Origin of the sequence: Streptomyces sp. NPDC026092 (assembly GCF_040638605.1) — a bacterium.
Taxonomy (GTDB): Bacteria; Actinomycetota; Actinomycetes; order Streptomycetales; family Streptomycetaceae; genus Streptomyces.
Genome location: NZ_JBEZYN010000008.1, coordinates 135,833 through 156,481, shown reverse-complemented (window position 1 = coordinate 156,481; position 20,649 = coordinate 135,833). Strand labels below are relative to the sequence as shown.

General features: G+C 69.5%; 24 protein-coding genes and 4 pseudogenes. 16 read left to right on the top strand and 12 right to left on the bottom strand.

The annotated features are described in order from the left end of the window. Positions 1 to 144 precede the first annotated feature (144 nt). Positions 145 to 694: pseudogene (locus AB0F56_RS15725) on the top strand (aldehyde dehydrogenase family protein); the annotation flags it as partial. A 338-nt stretch (positions 695 to 1,032) separates the two neighbouring features. Here AB0F56_RS15725 and AB0F56_RS15720 read toward each other — a convergent pair. Continuing rightward, positions 1,033 to 1,391: pseudogene (locus AB0F56_RS15720) on the bottom strand (CGNR zinc finger domain-containing protein); the annotation flags it as partial. 586 nt (positions 1,392 to 1,977) lie between these two features. Here AB0F56_RS15720 and AB0F56_RS15715 point away from each other — a divergent pair. The 3 genes from AB0F56_RS15715 to AB0F56_RS15705 all read left to right on the top strand — a co-directional run bounded on the left by AB0F56_RS15715 (position 1,978) and on the right by AB0F56_RS15705 (position 6,915). After that, positions 1,978 to 3,966, top strand: coding sequence for an RICIN domain-containing protein (locus tag AB0F56_RS15715; RefSeq protein ID WP_362009080.1), 1,989 nt, complete (start codon positions 1,978 to 1,980; stop codon positions 3,964 to 3,966). Between the two features lie 119 nt (positions 3,967 to 4,085). Continuing rightward, positions 4,086 to 4,718, top strand: a complete 633-nt coding sequence (locus AB0F56_RS15710; protein ID WP_362009078.1) for a hypothetical protein — start codon at positions 4,086 to 4,088, stop codon at positions 4,716 to 4,718. A gap of 1,361 nt (positions 4,719 to 6,079) precedes the next feature. Then, positions 6,080 to 6,915, top strand: a protein-coding gene (locus tag AB0F56_RS15705) for an IS5 family transposase (RefSeq protein ID WP_362009519.1) whose coding sequence is annotated in 2 segments (ribosomal slippage) — positions 6,080 to 6,415 and positions 6,418 to 6,915 — 834 coding nt in all. Because the reading frame shifts where the segments join, the coding sequence is not laid out codon by codon here. Positions 6,916 to 6,955: 40 nt separating this feature from the next. Here AB0F56_RS15705 and AB0F56_RS15700 read toward each other — a convergent pair. Beyond that, positions 6,956 to 7,501, bottom strand: a complete 546-nt coding sequence (locus AB0F56_RS15700) for a GrpB family protein (protein ID WP_362009076.1) — start codon at positions 7,499 to 7,501, stop codon at positions 6,956 to 6,958. Positions 7,502 to 7,535: 34 nt separating this feature from the next. On the opposite strand from AB0F56_RS15700, the pseudogene AB0F56_RS15695 reads away from it, so the two are divergent. The 9 genes and pseudogenes from AB0F56_RS15695 to AB0F56_RS15655 form a co-directional block, all read left to right on the top strand. Next, positions 7,536 to 7,646, top strand: a pseudogene (locus AB0F56_RS15695) (IS5/IS1182 family transposase); the annotation flags it as partial. A gap of 33 nt (positions 7,647 to 7,679) precedes the next feature. Beyond that, complete coding sequence (locus tag AB0F56_RS15690) at positions 7,680 to 8,075, top strand: hypothetical protein (RefSeq protein ID WP_362009074.1); 396 nt, start codon at positions 7,680 to 7,682, stop codon at positions 8,073 to 8,075. A 465-nt stretch (positions 8,076 to 8,540) separates the two neighbouring features. Then, positions 8,541 to 8,882: a metalloregulator ArsR/SmtB family transcription factor gene (locus tag AB0F56_RS15685; RefSeq protein WP_362009071.1), complete on the top strand. Its 342-nt coding sequence runs from the start codon at positions 8,541 to 8,543 to the stop codon at positions 8,880 to 8,882. 74 nt (positions 8,883 to 8,956) lie between these two features. Further along, on the top strand, positions 8,957 to 10,609 hold the full coding sequence (locus AB0F56_RS15680) for a SulP family inorganic anion transporter (protein ID WP_362009517.1): 1,653 nt from the start codon (positions 8,957 to 8,959) through the stop codon (positions 10,607 to 10,609). Beyond that, positions 10,606 to 11,028: a pyridoxamine 5'-phosphate oxidase family protein gene (locus AB0F56_RS15675; RefSeq protein WP_362009068.1), complete on the top strand. Its 423-nt coding sequence runs from the start codon at positions 10,606 to 10,608 to the stop codon at positions 11,026 to 11,028. Before AB0F56_RS15680 ends, AB0F56_RS15675 begins: the two co-directional genes overlap by 4 nt. A gap of 17 nt (positions 11,029 to 11,045) precedes the next feature. Beyond that, the gene (locus AB0F56_RS15670) at positions 11,046 to 11,450 is read left to right on the top strand and encodes an ATP-binding protein (protein ID WP_362009515.1); all 405 of its coding nucleotides are present in this window, start codon (positions 11,046 to 11,048) and stop codon (positions 11,448 to 11,450) included. Between the two features lie 16 nt (positions 11,451 to 11,466). Then, on the top strand, positions 11,467 to 11,877 hold the full coding sequence (locus AB0F56_RS15665; protein WP_362009065.1) for an STAS domain-containing protein: 411 nt from the start codon (positions 11,467 to 11,469) through the stop codon (positions 11,875 to 11,877). Between the two features lie 44 nt (positions 11,878 to 11,921). Then, positions 11,922 to 12,143, top strand: coding sequence for an alkylphosphonate utilization protein (locus tag AB0F56_RS15660; protein WP_362009062.1), 222 nt, complete (start codon positions 11,922 to 11,924; stop codon positions 12,141 to 12,143). 177 nt (positions 12,144 to 12,320) lie between these two features. Beyond that, positions 12,321 to 12,656, top strand: coding sequence for a metalloregulator ArsR/SmtB family transcription factor (locus AB0F56_RS15655; RefSeq protein WP_362009060.1), 336 nt, complete (start codon positions 12,321 to 12,323; stop codon positions 12,654 to 12,656). A 373-nt stretch (positions 12,657 to 13,029) separates the two neighbouring features. Here the strand turns inward: AB0F56_RS15655 and AB0F56_RS15650 are convergent, their stop codons facing one another. The 7 genes and pseudogenes from AB0F56_RS15650 to AB0F56_RS15620 form a co-directional block, all read right to left on the bottom strand. Further along, on the bottom strand, positions 13,030 to 13,593 hold the full coding sequence (locus AB0F56_RS15650; RefSeq protein WP_362009058.1) for a DinB family protein: 564 nt from the start codon (positions 13,591 to 13,593) through the stop codon (positions 13,030 to 13,032). Between the two features lie 361 nt (positions 13,594 to 13,954). Next, complete coding sequence (locus AB0F56_RS15645) at positions 13,955 to 14,113, bottom strand: DUF6126 family protein (protein ID WP_362009055.1); 159 nt, start codon at positions 14,111 to 14,113, stop codon at positions 13,955 to 13,957. After that, on the bottom strand, positions 14,110 to 14,364 hold the full coding sequence (locus AB0F56_RS15640; RefSeq protein WP_362009053.1) for a hypothetical protein: 255 nt from the start codon (positions 14,362 to 14,364) through the stop codon (positions 14,110 to 14,112). Before AB0F56_RS15640 ends, AB0F56_RS15645 begins: the two co-directional genes overlap by 4 nt. A 76-nt stretch (positions 14,365 to 14,440) precedes the next feature. Continuing rightward, entirely contained in the window at positions 14,441 to 14,614 is a 174-nt protein-coding gene (locus AB0F56_RS15635) for a hypothetical protein (RefSeq protein WP_362009050.1), read from the bottom strand. A 99-nt stretch (positions 14,615 to 14,713) separates the two neighbouring features. Continuing rightward, positions 14,714 to 15,025: pseudogene (locus AB0F56_RS15630) on the bottom strand (carbonic anhydrase); the annotation flags it as partial. A 9-nt stretch (positions 15,026 to 15,034) separates the two neighbouring features. Continuing rightward, the gene (trxB, locus tag AB0F56_RS15625; protein WP_362009512.1) at positions 15,035 to 16,015 is read right to left on the bottom strand and encodes a thioredoxin-disulfide reductase; all 981 of its coding nucleotides are present in this window, start codon (positions 16,013 to 16,015) and stop codon (positions 15,035 to 15,037) included. Between the two features lie 17 nt (positions 16,016 to 16,032). Beyond that, positions 16,033 to 16,452 (bottom strand): arsenate reductase ArsC, encoded by a 420-nt coding sequence (locus tag AB0F56_RS15620; protein ID WP_362009048.1) that lies wholly within the window; start codon positions 16,450 to 16,452, stop codon positions 16,033 to 16,035. Between the two features lie 103 nt (positions 16,453 to 16,555). On the opposite strand from AB0F56_RS15620, the gene AB0F56_RS15615 reads away from it, so the two are divergent. The 3 genes from AB0F56_RS15615 to AB0F56_RS15605 are packed head-to-tail and all read left to right on the top strand — an operon-like array spanning position 16,556 to position 18,745. Further along, the gene (locus AB0F56_RS15615) at positions 16,556 to 16,870 is read left to right on the top strand and encodes a metalloregulator ArsR/SmtB family transcription factor (protein WP_362009045.1); all 315 of its coding nucleotides are present in this window, start codon (positions 16,556 to 16,558) and stop codon (positions 16,868 to 16,870) included. A 40-nt stretch (positions 16,871 to 16,910) separates the two neighbouring features. After that, entirely contained in the window at positions 16,911 to 17,693 is a 783-nt protein-coding gene (locus AB0F56_RS15610) for an MIP/aquaporin family protein (protein ID WP_362009042.1), read from the top strand. Next, positions 17,690 to 18,745, top strand: a complete 1,056-nt coding sequence (locus AB0F56_RS15605) for an ArsO family NAD(P)H-dependent flavin-containing monooxygenase (protein WP_362009040.1) — start codon at positions 17,690 to 17,692, stop codon at positions 18,743 to 18,745. The genes AB0F56_RS15610 and AB0F56_RS15605 overlap by 4 nt, the downstream gene beginning before the upstream one ends. Positions 18,746 to 18,791: 46 nt before the next feature. Here AB0F56_RS15605 and AB0F56_RS15600 read toward each other — a convergent pair whose 3' ends face one another. From AB0F56_RS15600 to AB0F56_RS15590, 3 genes are all read right to left on the bottom strand, one after another. Continuing rightward, positions 18,792 to 19,607 carry a sulfite exporter TauE/SafE family protein gene (locus AB0F56_RS15600; protein ID WP_362009037.1) on the bottom strand — a complete coding sequence of 272 codons (816 nt, stop codon included), beginning with the start codon at positions 19,605 to 19,607 and terminating at the stop codon, positions 18,792 to 18,794. Between the two features lie 167 nt (positions 19,608 to 19,774). Further along, positions 19,775 to 20,272: an N-acetyltransferase family protein gene (locus AB0F56_RS15595; protein WP_362009034.1), complete on the bottom strand. Its 498-nt coding sequence runs from the start codon at positions 20,270 to 20,272 to the stop codon at positions 19,775 to 19,777. Next, a complete protein-coding gene (locus AB0F56_RS15590) occupies positions 20,269 to 20,637 on the bottom strand; it encodes a metalloregulator ArsR/SmtB family transcription factor (protein ID WP_362009032.1) in 369 nt (122 codons plus the stop codon). Before AB0F56_RS15590 ends, AB0F56_RS15595 begins: the two co-directional genes overlap by 4 nt. Positions 20,638 to 20,649: the final 12 nt, after the last annotated feature.

Below are 20,649 nucleotides of genomic sequence, written 5' to 3'. Positions count from 1 at the left end.
CCCCGTGTCGCGGTACCGGCGGCGGCCGGTGTGGTCCACGCTGCTCCGGATATCGGCGGATGGCAAACGACCCGCCGTTGCTCCCGCTGGCACCGTGAAATCGGTCCTCGGACCAGTGGCGGAAGCCATCGCGGTGCGCTGCTGCAAGCACACGAAAAGGTCGTCGCGGCGCTGAAGGAACTCGTCCGGTCGCTCAAGGTGGGCGATCCGATCGACCCCGATGCCTTCTTCGGTCCGATGATCCGCCCCGATCAGCAGCAGCGGGTGCGTGCCTACAACATCGAGCTCGGCATCGAGGAGGGCGCCCGTCTGGTCACGGGCGGTCCGCAGGTCCCTGAGGGGCTCGAGAAGGGCAATTACGTCACTCCCACCGTCTTCGACATGGACAACTCGATGCGCATCGCGCAGGAGGAGATCTTCGTCCCGGTCCTGGTAGTCATCCCCTGCGACGACGTAAGACGCCGTACGGATCGCCGACGACTCGCCGTACGGCCTGTCCGGCGGTGTCTGGTCCGCCGACGAGGGGCACGCCTTGGAGGTCGCCCGCCGCATCCGTACCGGCACCGTCACGGTCAACGGCTCTCCCGTCGCCTTCGACGGCCCCCTCGACGGCTTCAAGGTCAGCGGAAGCGGGCGCGAGTACGGCGTGGTGGGCCTCGCCACCTATACCGAGTACAAGACCATCCCCGTCTGACGAGCAGCCGAAGACCTGCTCGTCACGGCCTGGAACTCACGGTTGCAGCCGACGCTGGTGCGACACGGCACGCGCTACGGCCGGCTCCCCGAGCGCGTTCGCTTCGAGGACGTGACCGAGGAGGCGGAGGGTCCGCCCGGCGGGGCGACCGCCTCGTACGACCCCGAGGGTTCGTGGAAGAACTCATCGTGCCTCGCCTCGACCTGGCACCCCAGGGTGACCGACCCAGGTCCGCCGGGCAGGCTTCAGGTGGTCGTCGGCTTGCCTGGCCTGTCCCGTCCTGCGGCGCCGGCTGTCGGCCGGGTCAGCTCCCGGCTGCGACCGGTGCCGTCTTCTTGCGCGCGGTAGGCCGCGGCCTTGATCTTGTTGCCGCAGGACTCCATGCCGCACCACTGCCGCCGTTCCCCACGGGAGCGGTCGACGTAGACGCGCGTGCACTCGGGGTTGCCGCACTCCTTGAGGAATGGGACTTCCGGGGCCGCCGAGCAGATCGACGGCCTGTCGGGCGACGGTCGCCAGTGCCTGCGAGGGTGTCGCGTCGGTGTGCCGGCCCGCCGGTGTGAGTTCTGGAGTCGCCGGGACCTGGCGCGGCGGCGTTGAGCACCGCGAGCGCCTGGCGGTCGAAGTCCTCACCGAGGCGGACGCCGGTGACGAGTCGGTACACGGCCTCGCGCACCGTGATCGCCTCCCGGACATCAGCTGGTCGAGCAGCAGTTGCGGGGCCGGTTCTGAGTACAGGACGCCCGGCGAGGTGGCCCGCGTGGTCGTTCGCGGTGCCGTGCATCCCGCCACGGCCGTTCGGCTCCTTGAGATGCATAGCTGACTGATGGCGCGGCGCTCAAGTCGGTCGGCAAAGTGCCCCTGGCGCCGGGTCGTTGAGCGTGCGCGCTGGAAGTGAGGTGGTCGGCTGCGTTACGGAAGCCGAGATCCCTCACGGCCGGTGACGTAGGGAATTCACGAGGTAGTAATTAGGTGAATCCCATACTGAATTGCCGTCAACAGGCTCGATCCGCATATCTCGATTCGGTAACGAGATTCCCGGAAAAGCCTGGACCTTTCTCGCCGACATCGTCAACTGGCTTTTTGTGTGCAGAGATTGAGTGTTCATCAGATCAGCCCTGGAGGTAACGGACTGATATCTCGACCGCCGTTCCCGTTTGCCCGAATTCTCCACCGTGCGTGTCTGGCAGGCTTCCGCCACCCACTCCTCCGACCAAGGATTTGAGGTGCGCATGACTAGGCATCGCAGGAAGCGTGAACACAGACGCAAGCCCAGGGGGTTGATGCTCGCCACCGTCGCCGTGGCGTCAGCGGCGGCGATCGCGGCAGGTGTCGCCTACGCCGGCATAGGGGGTGACGCTCAGGCGGGTATGCCCGCAGCGGGCATACCCGCGCAGGCCGGATCCGCGACGGCACCCCTCGCGCCGGCCGCCGTGCCGGCCAGGGACGAAGAGCCGGAGCCCATCATCGGGAATCCCGCCAACGACAGCCGGCGGGGCATGGTCTACGACGGGCTCAAGGCGGCCGCCAAGGGGGACCGTTGTGCGGGCGTCTACCGCACCGACGCCGGACTGTGCACCCATGGCCCCGACGCTCCGCCCAAGGGCGTGGACATCAAAGCGGACGTGGCTCCCGCCGTGAGAGCCAAGGCGCCCGAGGCCGCACGCCCGCAGGACGCGCCTGCCGCCGACGCCACCCGTGCCGGGACCGCGGCTGCCGCGGCCCCGGAGCCGGCCGCGACGTCCGGAAAGCAGGCCGTCGCCGCGGGTCCCGCGGGGCAGACCGTCCAGTGCGACGGTGACGGCAGCACCGGCAATCGTGTGCAGGTCGTGTACGTGCACGGCTCCGACCGTGACCGGTACGCCGAATACGTCGCCTCGTTCCGCAAGTGGGCGGCTGACGCCGACCTCATCTACGCGACCAGCGCCAAGGAAACCGGCGGTGTGCGGCACATACGCTATGTGACCGCAGCCGACTGCACGCCGACCGTGCTCAACATCGAGCTTCCGGCCTCCGCACTCGCCGAGTTCAGCGCCACCAACAGGGCGCTCGCCGACAAGGGCCTCGACCGGCGCGACCGCAAGTACATGATCTTCGCGGACACCAAGGTCTACTGCGGCATCGGCACATTCGCCGGTGACGAGCGACCGGGCCAGAACAACCAGAGCAACTTCGGCCCCTCCTACGGCCGCACCGACGCCGGCTGCTGGGGCGGCCACACTGCGGCGCACGAACTGGGTCACAACCTCGGCGCGGTCAACAACAGCGCGCCCAACACCAGCCGCGGCGCCCACTGCACGGACGAGTACGACGTCATGTGCTACTCGGACACCCCGTACTACCCCCAGATGCGGTACGTGTGCTCCAACCAGGCGGCCGAGAACATCCTGGACTGCAACCACGACGACTACTTCCACACCAACCCCAGGGCCGGCAGCTATCTGGCCACGCACTGGAACACCGCCGACAACCAGTTCCTGATGCGGTCCGCGGGCGGCGCAGGCCCCACGCCGAACCCCAGCCCGACGCCTACCCCCACCCGCACCCCCACGCCAACCCCGACGCCCACCAGGCAGCCCACCGGAGGACCGGACGCGACCGTCGGTCAGATCCAGTCCACGGCCGCCGTCGTGAGCTGGCCCGCGGTCGACGGCGCCGCCTGGTACCAGGTCCTGCTGAACGGCAGGCACCTGACCTGGGTGCAGTCGCAGACTCTGCGCATCTACAACCTCCAGCCCGGCACCGAGTACAAGGTCGCAGTCTCCGTCCGTGACCGGTCCGGTCGTGACAGCGGTGCCGGACGGACGACCACCTTCCGGACGGCCGGAGCGGGCGGTGGCACGACCACCCCCGGAAGCCGCTACACCCTCGGCAACGCGGGTACCGGCATGGCCGCCGAGGTCTGGGGCGGGCGCTCCGCCGACGGCACGGTGCTCGTCGGGGCGCGGGCCACCGGCTACGCCCAGCAGCAGTGGCTGTTCGACGACGCGGGCAGCGGACTGGTCCGCATCCGCTCCGCCGTCTCCGGCAAGTGCCTGCAGACGGGCGGAGCTCCGACCCAGGGCATGTGGATCGCCCAGCAGGCGTGCGGCAACGCCGCCACACAGAGGTGGAAGCTGTCCAGCCGCAACGGAGCGGTCACCGTCACCGACCCGAGCGGCGGCTACGCCCTGACGGTGAGCAACCGCCCGTACTACGGGAGCTGGCTGCTCGACATGGAGCGCACCAACGGCGCTGCCACACAGGCATGGTCGGTCCAGAAGGTCTCCTGACCTCGGCCTGAACCCCGACGGCGACCTCCGGGTTCGCCCCGGCGCCGGTGGGCGGCCCCCGCGGCCTCCACCGGCGCCACCGCACCGCACCGCACTCACGCACCAGGAGCACCGCAACGATGCGTACACACCGTCTCTTCCGCGTAGGCACGGGCCTCGGCCTCCTGCTGATGCTCACGCTCTTCGCCCAGGTCCTGGCGCTGCCGACCACGGCGCAGGCCCACGGCGACACCATCGAGGTGGTGGTGACCGGCCAGCGAGACGGTCATGTCACGACCGAGATCACCTGGGAGAACGACGGGGACGCCGTCGACGAGGCCGTCGCCGCCATGGTGAACGCGACCAGCCCCGACGGATCTCGTTCCATGGGCCCGTGGCCGCTGGTCCGCGACCCGGGCTCGCGTACGGGCTGGAGCACCGCCGAGGTCCTCACCCCCGGCACGTGGAAGGTCACCGTCGACGTGGGCTTCCCCGCCCTCGGCCACGGGGAAGGGGAGATCTCGGTCCCCGTGGTCGACCCGTCACCGCCCGGCCTCCGCCCCACCCCCACCACGCCCGCTCCGGCCCCCACGACAGCTGCCGCTCCGGTCCCGTCCGCGTCGGCGCCCACGCCGTCCTCTCCCTCCGCGAGCCCGGCAGGCGAACGGGTTGGCCGTACGATCGAGTGGACCGTGGCCGGTCTGGCCGGGTTCGCACTCGTCGGCGCCGCGGTCGGCCTGCTCGTAAGACGGGCCCGCGCCCGCAGGCGTTGATCCGCCTCTTGAAGATCACGTACAGGCTCGTGCCCCACGGCCATCTGCAGGATGGGCAATGGGTACCCGCCCGCCCAGGGGGAGATCTTCTTCAACCCCGGCGGCGCGCGCCTCCGAGGCGGCTGTCGCGGGATCGGTTCGGCCACCGGATCGGGGGCACTTCTTACAGCCGGTCGTTCCTGACCGGACGGAGGACAGGCGCGCCGCGACCTCGTTCCCGCAGGAACAGCGGCAGCGCCAACGGCCCGTGGTACGGCCGGGATACGGCACGAGTGGCTCGTATCCGCAGGCCCGCATTTCGGCGGCTGCGGCCTCCGCGTCGATGAGGACCAAGGCACGGGGTCGGCATCCCACTCGGGGCCTGTACGGTTCCTCCGCGCTCCGTGTTTCCTCGTCGACCATGGCCCAGACCTCGGCCGCCGTGATGCGGGCTGCGGAGCAGGTCTGCCCGCGAGGATGCCACCCAGACTCGGTGACGTCTCGCGTCCAAAGCCGCTACAACGGCACGGCCACGGCTTGTCCCGACGCCCGGCGTACGGTTCGAGCGGTTCCAGGCCGGCGGCGCGCATGAGTGCCTCGGCTTCGTCCGCGGGCCAACGGCGTCGGCCACCTGGGGAGGGGGAGCAGTACGGGCAGGCCCGGAGGCCGCGCCTGAGGTTGCTCAACCTGATCTCGACGTCTCGGCCGCACGCGAGGTGGCGGCAGTGCCACAGCCCGCTCGGTCCCGGGTAGGACTCCAGCGGCTCCAGGTCGAAGCCCTTCGCCTCAGCTGCGGCCCGGTCGCCGTCCGTGCGGGGCAGTTCGCGGCGACGCGACCATGCCGGGCTGATGCCCCGCCCGGCGTTCTTGCGCCCGCATGGGCCGCAGCCTCCTTGTCCGCCCTTGACCGACCCATGGGTGGGCGTCCCGATCGTGCCGCAGGCTGTGCAGCGGCACCGCCAGGGGATGTCGGTACCGGGATAGGGCTCCAGGGGTTCCAGACCCGCCGACCTCATGAGCGCGGCGGCCTGGTCGGGATCGACCGGCGCGTTCGGCGCGCACCATCGGCACGGTCCCCCTCCGCGCCTGATGTACGAGTAGCGCGGCCTGACCTCCCGACCGCACGGCACGTGCCGACAGCGCCAAGGGGGTGTCGCCCCGGGATACGGCTCCAGCGGTTCCAGGCCGGCCGAGCGCATCAACGCCACCGCCTCCTCAGGAGGAATCGGCGCCGTGCCTGAGCAGTACCGGCAGCCGCCCTGCCGGCCCGCAGCGATGTTGCCCAGCCGCGGTGTCACTTCTCGCCCGCACGCCTCATGGCGGCAGCGCCAGGGCTTAGACGTCATCTCAATTGGCTCGGTAGGCTGCGGGCCGTGGCGGGGATCGTTGAGCGGCTGGTTCCGGATGAGTTGTGGGAGCTGTTTCAGCGGGTGGTGCCCGATGCACCCTCGCGGCCCCAGGGTGGTGGCCGGCGTCGGCATGGCGATCGTGAGGTGCTGGCCGCGATCGTTTTCGTGGCGACTTCCGGGTGCACGTGGCAGCAGCTGCCCGCCGCATCGTTTGGGCCGTCCGGGGCCACGGCCCACCGCCGGTTTGCCGAGTGGTCGAAGGCCAGAGTCTGGGCCAAGTTGCACCGCCTGGTCCTCGACGAGCTCGGCGCCCGAGGCGATCTGGACTGGTCGAGGTGTGCGATCGACTCGGTGAACATGCGGGCGATGAAAAGGGGGAGCTGACGGGTCCGAATCCTGTCGATCGGGGCAAGTACGGGTCGAAGATCCATCTGATCACTGAGCGGACCGGTCTGCCTATCTCCGTCGGGATCTCCGGCGCCAACCTCCACGACAGTCAGGCCCTGATCCCGCTGGTGAAAGGCATACCCCCGATCCGTTCACGCCGCGGCCGGCGCCGGCGCAAGCCCGGCAAGTTTCACGCCGACAAGGGCTACGACTATCGCCACCTGCGGAAATGGCTATCCGGCCGAGGCATCCGCCACCGCATCGCCCGTAAAGGCATCGAGAGTTCCCAGCGACTCGGACGACACCGATGGACCATCGAGCGAACCATGTCCTGGCTCGCCGGCTGCCGACGACTCCACCGACGCTACGAACGTAAGGCCGAGCACTTCCTCGCCTTCACCAGCATCGCCTGCACCCTGATTTGCTACCGCAGACTCAACTCGCGAAATGAGGTGACTCCTGCCGTAAGGGTTGTCTTGTGACTCCGACGGCCTTGGCTTCGACTGTGACCGGAAAGCTTGGTCAGGCGTCGCTGGGACCGGGAGCCCAGCCGTTGTGCTGGGCCCAGGCGTCAGCGCGTCGGATGATGTCCCATACGAAGGCATCTTTTGCTTGGACGTAGCCGAGACGGTCGTTGCAGAATCTGGCTGCGCAGTGCTTCTTGGCTGCCGCGTACTCGTTCGCGGCAGCCGTGTGGCACCGGAGGTAGTCGCGAAACAGTAGTGGGAACTGCTGTGAGAAGCTGCCCGTTTGCCGCACGTGCACGTGGGTCCGGCGCTGACCTGGAGGTTCCCGGAAGTATCGTTTGGTCCGTTCGGGATTGTCCGCCCGGTACACGAGCCCCATCTCTGTCAGCGGGCGCAGAAATACATCCGTCGCTTCCAACGATGCCACTGAGATCTGGATGTCAATCACCGGCTTGGCCGCCAGTCCTGGCACCGAGGTGGACCCGATGTGGTCGATACGAGCCACAGCATCACCGAGGGCGACACGCAGGGACGTGCCCCACTTGGCGAACATGGCTGGCCACGCAGGGTCGTAAGGCATGATCTCGACTGGCTCTCCCATGCTGAGAAGTGTTGCAGGGCTTGCCGTAATCGTGATGTGCGGCTGCCGACGTCTGCACCGCCGCTACGAGCACAAGGCCGAGCGCTTCCGGGCCTCCGCCGGCATCGCAGCCGTTCTCATCTGCAATCGCAAGCTGGTGGCCTGACGGGCAGCGCCCGGAAATGGGACGATCCACAGCGTGATCGGATGGATGTGTCACACCCCGCGCTGGGCGGTCATTTCGGTCTGGGTGATCGCGGCCGTGCTGCTCTTCGTCGGCGCTTCCGCGCATGTAGCCGACCTTCTCAGCCACGGTCTGCACCCCTACGCTTGGGCACCGAGCTGGCTCAACCTCTACTGGTCGTCGCTGGCGCTCTTCGACACGCTTGCCGCTGTGTTCCTGATCAGGGGTGAGCGTCTAGGAACCGACCTCGCCTGCGCCATCATGGCGACCGATCTCGCCGCCAACTGGTACGCGGTCTACGGCATCCAACACAGCAGCTTCGCCGTCCAGCCTGGCCTTCAACGACTGACCGTCTTCGCCGCACTCATCCTAGGAACGGCACCGTTCATCCGGCGACACCTCACCAAATGAGACGGCGTCTTAGATGTTGTCGTGGTGGACGGCCGCGATAGCGATGGCCGCCGCTTCCAGTCGCCGGTTCGCGACGGTGCACTCACGGGTCTTCTCGGCGAGACCAGCCCAGGCGACACCTCATGAGACAGATTCAAGCTGCCCCAAGACGAGGTGGGTGTTGTAGTGGGGCCACTGCGTCTGTCTGCCGATTCGAAGGCCTGTCGGAGCTGGTCAACGTCGCGAGCTGCGGCCAGGACGCGGGCACAGGGGAGTGGCGCGTGTCCGCGGGCGGGACCTCGCCGACGGGGGATGCGGCGAGGTCCCACTCCGAACGGCACCTCCGCAGTCGGCACCGGTTCGCAGTATCCGTGAATTGCAAAAGTCTGCAATTTCATAGATGCTGTGATTGCTGTGTCCGCAGGTAGCCGCGGGCACAGCGCCAGCCGTTTGCCCCGCCCGGGGTGGTGAGAAGGGTGCGAGCCCGTGCCGGTTCCGCTGTATCAGGCCAAGGCCGAGTTCTTCCGCATGCTCGGGCACCCCGTGCGGATAAGGGTGCTGGAGCTGCTGCAGGACGGGCCGATGCCGGTGCGGGGCCTGCTGGCCGCGATCGAGATCGAGCCGTCCGCCCTGTCCCAGCAGCTCGCGGTCCTGCGCCGATCGGGGATCGTCACCTCGACCCGTGACGGCTCGACCGTGGTCTACGAGCTCGCGGGCGGGGACGTCACCCAGCTGATGCGGGCGGCCCGGCGGATCCTGACCGAGGTCCTGGCAGGTCAGAGCGAGTTGCTGGAGGAACTGCGGGAGTCCGAGGTACCGGCGCCGTGACCGTGAATACTGCGCTGACGACCGTGCTGGGCCGGGTCCGTGCCGTGCTGCCTGCCCGGGCTGACTACACGGTCATGGGCCGCAGCCCCCGCCGCGATCTCCTGGCCGGACTCACCGTGGCGATCGTGGCTTTGCCGCTCGCCCTCGGGTTCGGGGTGTCCTCGGGCCTGGGCGCGGAGGCGGGGCTGGCCACCGCGGTGGTGGCCGGTGCGCTCGCCGCGCTGTTCGGCGGGTCGAATCTCCAGGTGTCCGGCCCGACCGGTGCGATGACCGTGGTCCTGGTGCCGATCGTCGCCCAGTACGGGACCGGCGGCGTACTCACCGTTGGTCTGATGGCCGGTGTCCTGCTGATCGGTCTCGCGTTGCTGCGGGCCGGGCAGTACATGCGGTACGTGCCGGCACCGGTGGTGGAGGGCTTCACCCTCGGGATCGCGTGCGTGATCGGCCTCCAGCAGATACCCAACGCGCTGGGCGTCGACAAGCCCGAGGGCGAGAAGGTCCTTGTCGTGGCCTGGCGGGCAATCGTCGACTTCGTGGCCTTTCCGAACTGGACCGCTTTCGGCCTCGCGGCCGGGGTCGCGGCCGTCATGCTGGCCGGATCCCGGTGGAAGCCGACCGTTCCCTTCTCCATCGTCGCGGTGATCACCGTGACCGTCATCACGCAGGTCTTTCATCTCGACGCGGCGGCCCCGATCGGAAACCTTCCCTCGGGGCTTCCCACGCCTTCCCTCGCGTTCCTGGACGCTGCGGCGTTCGGCTCGCTGCTGGCTCCGGCGGTTGCGGTCGCGGCGCTCGCCGCGCTGGAGTCTTTGCTGTCGGCGACCGTGGCGGACGGGATGACGGTGGGGCAGCAGCACGACCCGGACAAGGAGCTCTTCGGGCAGGGCATCGCCAACCTGGCGGCCCCGCTGTTCGGCGGCGTCCCCGCCACTGCCGCGATCGCGCGGACCGCCGTCAACGTCCGCACCGGCGCCTCCTCCCGCCTTGCCGCACTCACCCACGCCGCGGTGCTCGCGTTGATCGTGTTCGCCGCAGCCCCCCTCGTCTCGAAGATCCCCCTCGCCGCCCTGGCCGGGGTGCTGCTGGCGACCGCGATCCGGATGGTGGAAGTCGGCTCGTTGCGCGCGATGACGAAGGCGACCCGCTCCGACGCGGCCGTCCTCGTCCTGACCGCCGCCGCCACCCTGGTCCTCGACCTCGTCTACGCCGTCATCATCGGCCTGGTCGTCGCGGGAGCCCTCGCCTTGAAGGCGGTGGCGAGCCAGGCCCGGATGGAGCAGGTCGACTTCCGCCCGGACGTGCCCGGCGAGCACAGCGACGAGGAACATGCCCTGCTGGCTGAGCACATCGTCGCCTACCGCATCGACGGGCCCCTCTTCTTCGCCGGAGCCCACCGCTTCCTCCTCGAACTCTCCGAGGTCGCCGACGTGAAGGTGGTGATCCTGCGCATGGCGAGGGTGACGACCCTGGACGCCACCGGCGCCCTCGTCCTCAAGGACGCTGTCGAGAAGCTGAACCGGCGCGGTATCGCCGTGATGACCTCCGGCATCCGGCCCGGCCAGCGCCAGGCCCTGGACGCGGTGGGCGCCCTGGACCTGCTGCGCCTTGAGGGCCGTGAGTACGCCACCACCCCGGAGGCGATCGCCGGCGCCCGCAAGTACCTGGAGCAGGCGGGCCTGCTGCCGCTCAAGCACCGACCGCACCGCATCCGGAAGGCTCCCCGATGACCGTCCACGCCGACCGCCGCATGATCGAGGTATCCGGCACCGAGGCCCTGTGGCTCCTCGAAGGCTCCAGCCAGGGCCGGCTCGTCTACGTCCAGCGGCAGCTGGCCGTCGTCCGCCCGGCCGCCCATGTAATGGAGTACGGACGCCTGGTCGTCCGCTCGCCCGTGCAGGCGGCCACCATTCCCGGGCGTGCGCTGCTGACCTACCAGGTCGACGAGATCCGCAGCCCGGCCGGTACCGGATGGACGGTGACCGCTCACGGTCCGGCGGACGTCATCGCCGACCCCGACGAGGCCGCCCACTACCGGCGCACCCTGCCCGGCTGGGCGCACGGCCCGCACGACACCCTGCTGCGGCTGCACCCGCAGCAGGTGTCCGGGTTCCGTCTGGCCCGCACGGTTTCGGGGGCGGGCCGGTGAGCGTCCAGGTCGAGACGATGCCCTACCGGCACGTGCTCACCGTGCCGGCCATGGGTTCGGCCGTCCGCATCGCCCGCGAGACCACCGAGCTCGTGCTGGTCGAGTGCGGGGTGGGCCTTCGCCATCCGAGTGTCGGGCCGACTCTGCTGATCGTGGCCGAGCTGGTCACCAACGCCGTGCGCCACGCCGCCGTCCTGTCTCCGACGATCACGGTCACCTACGCGCACGGGCCGGGTTCGTTCGCGTTCGCCGTCCACGACCGCCACCCCTACCAGCCCGCCCTGTTCGGCGCGCTTGCCACCGCCCCGGGCAGCGGCCTGGCCACCGTGGCCGAAATGACAATGGAGCTCGACGGCACCGCCGTCGTACGGGCGGACGCGGACGGACGCGGCAAGGCCATCTGGATCACCCTCCCCCTGTGAAGCCGAGGACATGACGATGACGATCGAATGGCGCTACACCACCCGCCAGGACCTGGGCGTGCTGTCCCTGGCCGGGTATCTCGGCGCGGACGCCACCGACCGGTTCACCGGCGCGATCGGCTGGACCCTCGCCCGGGGCACCGGCCCGGTCATCCTCGACCTGACCGGCCTGCTGGGCTGGTCGGTCGGCGGACAGATCGCGGTCGCCCAAGCCGCCCGCCGCCTCGCCCGCCACGGCCGCCGCCTGGAGCTCGCCGCGATACCCGCGGACGGCTCCCTCGTCCCGGACGCTACCTGCCCGCCCGTCCCGGTCCACTGCGACCTCGCCGCCGCGCTCGCCGCCCACGGCGTCCACGGCACGGACAGGCAATGGACCACCGATGAAGGGCCTTCCTCGCGGCACCCGGAAGAACCCGCCCTCACCTGAGACCAGCACCACCATCTACGAGCACGACGAAGGACACCGGCACCATGAGCGACACCATCTTCAAGGACTCCAACGGCGCCGTGCTGCAGGACGGGGACTCAGTCACCCTGATCAAGGACCTGAAGGTCAAGGGCACCTCCGAGACCCTCAAGCGCGGAACCCTGCTCAAGAACATCCGCCTCACCTCCCGCCCCGGCGAGGTCGAGTGCAACACGAAGAAGGTCAAGGGCCTGGTCCTGAAAACCGAGTTCCTCAAGAAAGCCTGACCAGCGAAAGACCCGCTGGGGGCGGTCCGAACGTCACGTAGGCCGCCCACCGGTTCCCACGAGTTGCAGGGATCTGCAATTGTAGAGGTCGCAAGGGTTGAAGAGGGGTGGACGGATGCCCCAGCGAAGGAACGGATCCGGGTGGATGAGATGGGCAATCACGGCAGAGGTACCCAGGTGAGCACACCGCTGTACCAGTTGAAGGCGGAGTTCTTCAAAACGCTGGGGCATCCGGTCCGCATCCGCGTCCTGGAACTCCTGTCCGTACGCGAGCACGCGGTCGCCGAGATGCTGCCCCAGGTCGGGGTCGAGGCCGCGAGCCTCTCCCAGCAGCTCGCCGTCCTACGCAAGGCCAACCTCGTGGTCACCCGCCGCGAGGGCTCCAACGTGTACTACAGCCTCACCCACCCCCAGATCGCCGAACTCCTGCGGGTCGCCCGCGGCATCCTCTCCGGCGTCCTCCAGGGCCAGGCCGAGCTCCTGGAAGACCTCCGCGGGACCAGCCACGCCTAGCCGGCACACCACGGCGCAGACCGCCCCGGTCCGCGCCCCCTTAAACGGCGGCCGTCTTCCGTTAGTGCGGGTTCAACGCGCTTCTGACACCGGAAGGCGGCCGCTTCCTCATTCCCCCTACGATCGCGCGCGGGGTGGTATGAGCGTCAGCCCCGCTGCCCAGGCGTCAGGGCCGAGGAGCCCGTTCAGCGCATCAGCAGTCAGAACCGCAGGTTCGCCCACTGGCTTTGTTCACGAGAACCGGTTCTCGTGAACAAAGCCACCCACGACTCACGCCGCTGGCCGAGCGGCCGATGAGCTCTGGAGCTCGGCCCCACGGAGCGGCACGGAGTCCGCGCAGGATTCCGAAGCTCGATCGCCGGTTGCCAGAAAGTCATATTCGGCGCGGTACGGCTCCGTCCTGCCATCGGTAGAGGTCGCGCAGCAGGGAAATCTCGGCGCCGTGATGGATCAGCTCTCTGTTGACATGCAGGACCCTGTTCTCCATGGGAAACCGCTCGGGACCCACCGTGGGCGGATGCTCCAGGTCAGCGTCCGAGAGCTCGCGGACCCCCGCGTTCCATCTCCCATACATCTCATCGAGCTGCTTCAGCGCCTCGTCAGCGGTCCCCGCGTAGGCGAATGTCTCGGAGTCGACGTCCTGGCCGCCGAAGTGCCATCCGACCCGATAGCCCAAGCACGAGACGATGATGTGGGCCAGCCGCCAGGCAATCGTGGTCACCGGCGCCGGCACCGGGGCAGGGGACGCGAAGTCCATCGTCCATTCCCCTGAACCTGCCGACATCGGTGCGGCCGACGTGCCACGGGGGCGGATGCTCCAGCAGCCGCGCACCGGCTCCCAGAAGTACTCCTCATCGGTAAGACCGTCCAGCCGGGGACGCAGGTTCTTGTGCCAGTACCAGTCCAGCTGGTCCGCGAGCCGCTCGCTTCTTGTCATGTCCGCACACTACGTACAACGGAAACCTGGCTGCGACCCTTGCGGACGCCGTCGCCGGCCGGCCGTGGGCCGCGAGAGCGTACGGCACCGGGCGATGACGCCGGGGGCTGATGTGCCCTTCGGGCCGCGCCGCCGCGAGCGACTGTTTGACATTGACAACCCGGCTGGCTGGGTTGGGTTCAATGACCCAAATGTGACAGCCTCAACCAATGACATGACGGCTGATCAAGACCGCAGACCTGCCCGGCTCCTGACCGCCACCGTACCCCCAGGCCGACTGCGGTGCGGCGGCTCGGCCAAGCCTGCCCGGGACAGGGCATCACAGCGCCCCTGCGCCTGCCATGTCCTGCCTGCCGGGACCTCACTTCTGGGCGTGCTGGCCCAGGTAGAACAGAAGCCAGATGAACCCGGCGAACACGTGGGTGCCGAAGATGTAGAAGAAGGCTCGCATGGCGACACCCTTCTCCTTCCACTTCTCCTGGTCCGCTGCCGTGTCCCTCTCGGGTGGGTTCTCGGTCATGACGCGTCTTCCTTCCTGGTGTTCGGCTCGTGGAGCGGGCGGGGGCATGGACGGACGAGGATCTGCATGCCGTGCGCACCGGCGTGCTCGATGACGGCCGCGACCTCTCTGGCCTCGACCGTACGGACATCCGGCTCGGTGCCGGCACCGAGGTAGGTGATCTCGTACAGCACCAGGGAGCGTTCGGTGCGCTCGCGTGCTGCCCGTACCGAGCCCGGCGCCAGCGGCAGCGTCCACGTGTGCTTGCGCACCTGTGTCGTTGCCGGGCGCCTGCTGGGATGGCGGGCCATCACCGATGCCTGGGAGGAACCGAGGGTGTCAGCCGGTTCACCGGCTGTCCCCTTCAGCGGCCACGCCGTGATCGTGGGCCACCCGTAGCGCGTCCTCCAGTTCCTCCGCGGCCTGTGCCTCCTCGAAGGCATCGTCAGCTTCCCGCGCAGCCTGGAGGCGAGCCCGTGCCATGCGGACCCGTTCCAGCGCCGCTTCCTCGAACCCGGCCACACCGCGACCCCCGTCCACCGAATCCAGAACTAGTAAATTGCATAACTCTGCAAGTCTAGCTGCTGCGGGTCCGCCGACGGCATTCACGATCGGCGGGGGTCAGCGGATCCGGTGGACCCGCTGGCTGGTCAGTTCGTACCGTACCCCGACCACTGCCAGCGTGCCCGCCGTGACCCTGGGTGCAAGTGTCGGCTCGGATGCCAGGCGGGAACGGACCAATCTCACGTGCGCGGTGATGGCCGCATCCACCCGAGCCGCACCGCGCACGGCGGGGTCGATCGCCGGACGGATCTGGTCCGCCAGGTACTGCATATGGCCGGGCAACACCTCCCCGGCCTGAGCGTCATGGACCACGGCCGTGACGGCGCCGCACGACTGATGCCCCAGGACAACGACGAGTGGGATGTCTAAGACTGCCGGTCAGGCGTTGGCCTGCACCATGTCCACCTCTGCGCTGCTGTCGCTCAAGGCGGCGAGGTAGCGCTCGGCGTCCAGGGCCGCAGCGCAACCGGAACCGGCAGCGGTGATGGCCTGGCGGTAGGCGTGGTCGACGACGTCGCCGGCGGCGAAGACGCCAGGAATGTTCGTACGGGTCGAGGGGGAGGCGACCGTGATGTAGCCCTCGTCGTCGAGGTCGACCTGGCCGGTGAACAGCTCGGTGCGGGGGTCATGTCCGATCGCGATGAACAGGCCGGTGACGTCCAGGTCGCGGAGCTTGCCGGTGAAGGTGTCGCGCAGGACGACGCCTGAGAGCATGCCGCCAGTCTCCTTGATCTCGGCGATTTCGCTGTCGAAGGCGAAGGAGATCTTGTCGTCGGTGAACGCCCGGTTCTGCATGACCTTGGAGGCGCGCAGGGCGGAGCGGCGGTGGACGACGGTGACCGAGCGGGCGAAGCGGGTGAGGAAGGTGGCTTCCTCCATGGCGGTGTCGCCGCCGCCGACCACGACGATGTCCCGGTCGCGGAAGAAGAACCCGTCGCAGGTGGCGCACCAGGACACGCCGCGGCCGGAGAGCTCTTCCTCCTTGGCAAGACCGAGCTTTCGGTAGCCGGATCCGGTCGCGATGATCACCGTCTTCGCGCGGTGGACGGTGCCCTCGGAGTCGGTCAGGAGCTTGATGTCGCCGGTGAGGTCGACGGAGACGATGTCGTCGTCGATCATCTCGGCGCCGAAACGCTCGGCCTGGGCCCGCATGTTCGCCATCAGGTCCGGGCCGTCGACACCGTCGGGGAAGCCGGGGAAGTTCTCGACCTCGGTCGTGGTGGTCAGGGAGCCACCGACGAAGATCGAGCTGCCGAACAGCAGCGGCCTCAGCTGGGCGCGGGCGGTGTAGAGGGCGGCGGTGTATCCGGCGGGGCCGGAACCGATGATGACGACGTCGCGTATGCCGTCGGCGGGGATCGTGTCGGTCACCTGGGTCACGCCTTCGCCTTGGCGTCGATCTCAGCGATCAGGCCCTCGATAAGGCCCTTGATCTCGTCGCGGATGGGGCGGACGGCCTCGACGCCCTGGCCGGCCGGGTCCTCGAGCTGCCAGTCGAGGTAGGTCTTGCCGGGGAAGTACGGGCAGGCGTCCCCGCAGCCCATGGTGATGATGTAGTCCGACGCCTGGGCGGCCTCGGGGGTGAGGACCTTCGGGGTCTGGTCAGAGATGTCGATGCCCAGCTCGGCCATCGCGGCCACCGCAGAGGGATTGATCTGGTCGCCGGGCATCGAGCCGGCGGAGCGGACCTCGACGAGGTCGCCGGCGAGGTGGCGCAAGAAGCCTGCGGCCATCTGGGAGCGGCCGGCGTTGTGGATGCAGACGAAGAGAACGGACGCGAGCGGGTTCGCGGACATCGGCTTTTCCTTCATGGCAGGCACGACTACGGCATGCCACAGATCTGCGGCATGGTTCAGCCCGGACTGGTGTCAGCCCTTGGTGATGTGACAGTATCAGTCCATGATGACGTCAGTCGACACTGATCTGATCCGGGTTCTGGCCGACCCGCTCAGGCTCCAGATCGTGACCCTCCTCGCCAAGGAGACGCTGTGCACCACCCACCTCGTGGAGGAGACGGGTGCCAAGCAGACGAACCTCTCCAACCACCTGAAGGTGCTGCGCGAAGCCGGGGTCGTGGAGACCGAGCCGTGCGGGAGGTACATCTACTACCGCCTGCGTCCGGAAGTCATCGAATTGCTCGCCGGTCAGTTCGCCAACCTCGCGGCGACCGCGCGCGCCACCGCCGAAGCGAACCTCAAGCGGTCCTGCCCGTAGCATCCCGCGTCTTGCCTCACCTGCCCGAGGAGAACCCGCCTTGACCGCCACCGAGCCCGCCGCGAGCGACGCCATAGCCGCCGACACGTCGCCGCAGCCCGCCCCCGGCGCGACCCCGCCCCGCACCCCGCTGATCGCCCGCGCCGCGGCCGAACTGGTCGGCACCGCCGCCCTGGTGGCGATCGTGGTCGGCTCCGGCATCCAGGCCACCGAGCTCACCGACGACGTAGCGCTGCAGCTGCTGGCCAACTCCACCGCCACCGTCTTCGGCCTCGGCGTTCTCATTGCGCTGCTCGGCCCGGTCTCCGGCGCGCACTTCAACCCGGTCGTGACGCTGGCCGAGTGGTGGACCGCCCGCCGCGGCGGCGCCGGCGTCAACGCCCGCGAGCTCGCCGTGTACGTGCCCTCCCAGATCGCCGGAGCCGTCGCGGGCGCGATCCTGGCGGACGCGATGTTCGGCGAGCCGCTGGTGAAGTGGTCCACCCACGACCGGTCCGCCGGGAACCTGCTGCTCGGCGAGGTCGTTGCCACCGCCGGGCTGATCCTGCTGATCTTCGGGCTGGCGAAGACCGACCGGCTGCGGTTCGCGCCAGTCGCGGTCGCCTCGTACATCGGCGCCGCGTACTGGTTCACCTCCTCCACGTCCTTCGCCAACCCCGCCGTCACCATCGGGCGCGCCTTCACCGACACCTTCGCGGGCATCGCCCCGTCGTCGGTGGCCGGCTTCGTCGGCATGCAGCTGCTGGGTGGGATCGTCGGCCTGGCGCTGGTGGCGGTCATCTTCATGCGCGGTAGGGCCCACACCGGGGCGCCGACGGCATGAGCCGACGTACGGATGTGGTGGTGATCGGCGGCGGCCAGTCCGGGCTCGCCGCCGGCTACCACCTGCGCCGTCTGGGCATCGAGCACGTCATCCTCGATGCCCAGACGGCACCCGGCGGGGCCTGGCAGCACACCTGGGAGTCGCTGCGGCTGTTCTCCCCGGCCGCCTACTCCTCGCTGCCCGGCCGGCTGATGCCCGTGCAGCAGGGGCACCTCTACCCCGATGCCGGCCATGTGGTGTCGTACCTCGCGGAGTACGAGAAGCGGTACGAGCTCCCGGTAGAGCGCGGCGTGTGGGTGGAGGCGGTCCACCGCGACGGCGCGTTCCTGCGGGTCGAGACCGAGTGCGGCGACTGGCAGGCCCGTGCCGTCATCAGCGCTACCGGGACCTGGACCCGCCCGTTCCTGCCCTCTGTCCCAGGCCGCCGCGAGTTCACCGGACGCCAGCTCCACACCGTCCAGTACCGCAGCCCCGCCGAGTTCGCAGGACAGCGCGTGATGGTCGTGGGCGGTGGAAACTCCGGCGCGCAGGTTGCCGCCGACCTCGCCGGTACGGCGGAGCTGACCTGGGTGACCCAGCGCCCGCCGCGCTACCTGGCCGACGACATCGACGGCCGCGCCCTGTTCGACCACGCCACCGCCCGCCGCCGCGCCCTCGACGAAGGCCGCACCGACACCGGGGGCGTCGCCTCCCTCGGCGACATCGTCGCCGTACCCCCGGTCCGCGCGGCCCGGGACGCCGGGCTCCTGACGGCCAGGCCGATGTTCTGCCAGCTCACCCCCACTGGTGTGCGATGGGCTGACGGCACGGAGGCCGGGGCGGACACGGTCATCTGGTGCACGGGCTTCCGCCCGGCGCTTGCTCCCTTCGTCGGCCTGCGCCTGCGCGGCACCCGCGGCCACATCGCCACCGGCGGCACCCGGTCCCTCGACGAATCGCGCCTGCACCTGCTCGGCTACGGCGACTGGACGGGCCCCGCCTCGGCCACCCTCATCGGCGTCGGCCGCCCGGCCCGCGACGCCGCCCGGCAGATCCGCGACCTGCTCACCTGACGCCCACCACCCCGCCCGCCGTGAAGTACTGAGGCGTCCTGTGTGATCAGTCGTGCCGGGCCAGCTTGTACGCGGACACGATCAGGACCGCGGCCAGAGCGGGGATCAGGACCACGTCCGGGAACACACCGAGCAGCAGCCCGCCCAGGACCGCGCCCGCGATCGAGCCAGCGGCCATGGTCGTGGTGAACCGGAGGGTGGCGCCCAGGACGGCGAAGCTGCCGTCGCGGCTGTAGCGGGCGAAGGCGACGAGCATGGTCGGCAGGGACACCAGCAGGGAGAGGCTGCCGGCCGTTTTGATGTCCTGGCCGAAGAGCAGCACGATCGTCGGGATCAGCAGTTCGCCGCCGGCGACGCCCATGATGGCCGAGACGACGCCGATGCCGAAGCCGGCCACGATCCCTGCGGGGATCTGTGCCGCCAGCGGCAGATCGAGCGTGGTGAGTGCGGTGGTGTGCGTGAGGACCAAGGCGGCCGCCATGAGCACCATGAGGGCGGCCAGGACTTTGTAGAGGGTGGCGGAGCGCATCCGGACGGCCCAGGAGGCTCCGGCCCACGCGCCCAGCAGGCTGCCGGCCAGGAGGTTGGCCGCGACGGGCCAGCGGGCGGCCACTTCGGCGGCCGGGACCGCAGCCAGCCGGGCCGGCAGCGCGGCCAGGACAACGACCAGGCTCATCGCCTTGTTCAGGATGACCGCCGAGAGCGCCGCGAACCCGAACAGCCCGATCAGCAGCGGCAGACGGAACTCTGCGCCGCCCAGCCCGATCATCCCGCCGAGAACGCCGATCGCCGCTCCCGTCGCGAACACCACGGGTGCGGTGTGTGTCGGGCGGAGGCGGTCGAGGTCCGTTTCGGTGCGCATCACGGCATCCTCGCCGGTCGATGGCCCACCTGCTACGGTCAGCCGGTAGCTTCCAGGGATCCCATCAGGCGTCTGACGGTGGTTGGTGGGGACCTCCGAGCCCAGGATTCGACTGCCCTGCTCGGCCCGCAGCCCTCAGCCGACACGCTGCGCCGGCGCGAACCGCGCTATGCCAGGACGGCGCTGCGGCGCTCCAGCAGGACTACGTCTCGCCAGGCGCCGTGGTGGCGGCCGATTCGTTCGCGGGTGCCGATGACCCGAAAGCCGGCGCGGGCGTGGAGGGCGAGGCTGGCGGTGTTCTCGGGGAAGATCCCGGACTGGATCGTCCAGATCCCCGCCTTCTCTGTGGAGGAGACCAGCGTGTCCAGCAGGGCGCCGGCCACGCCCCGGCCGCGGGCATCGGGGTGGACGTAGACGGAGTGCTCGACCACCCCGGCATACGCGCAGCGGTCCGAGACCGCGCTCGCCGCCACCCAACCCAGCACCGCCCCGTCCGTGTCCAAGGCGACGAAGCGGTGCTCGGCCAGTTTCGCGGTGTCGAACACCGCCCACTGGGGTGCCGTCGTCTCGAAGGTGGCGTTGCCCTCGTCGATTCCGGCCTGGTAGATCGCGAGGACTTGGTCGGCGTGCTCGGGCAGCAGCGGGGCGATGCGCACTGGGGTCATGCCGCCTTGGCAGCGCCGGCCAGCAGCGCGCCCATGGCGGCGAGCACGGAGGGCTCGACCCGGTAGTACACCCAAGTACCGCGCCGCTCGGAGGACAGCAGTCCGGCTTCCTTCAGCTTCTTCAGGTGGTGGGAAACCGTCGGCTGGGAGACACCGACGTCCGAGATGTCGCACACGCACGCCTCGCCGCCCTCGTGGGAAGCGACGGCGGAGAACAGGCGCAGGCGTACCGGATCGCCGAGGGCCTTGAACATCTTCGCCGCGACCTCGGCCTCGTCCGCCGACATCGGGCGCTCGTTCAGCGGCGGGCAGCACGCGGCGACGGCCTCGGGCTCCAGCAGCGGCAACACCTTCGCATTCGACATACGTCTATGTTG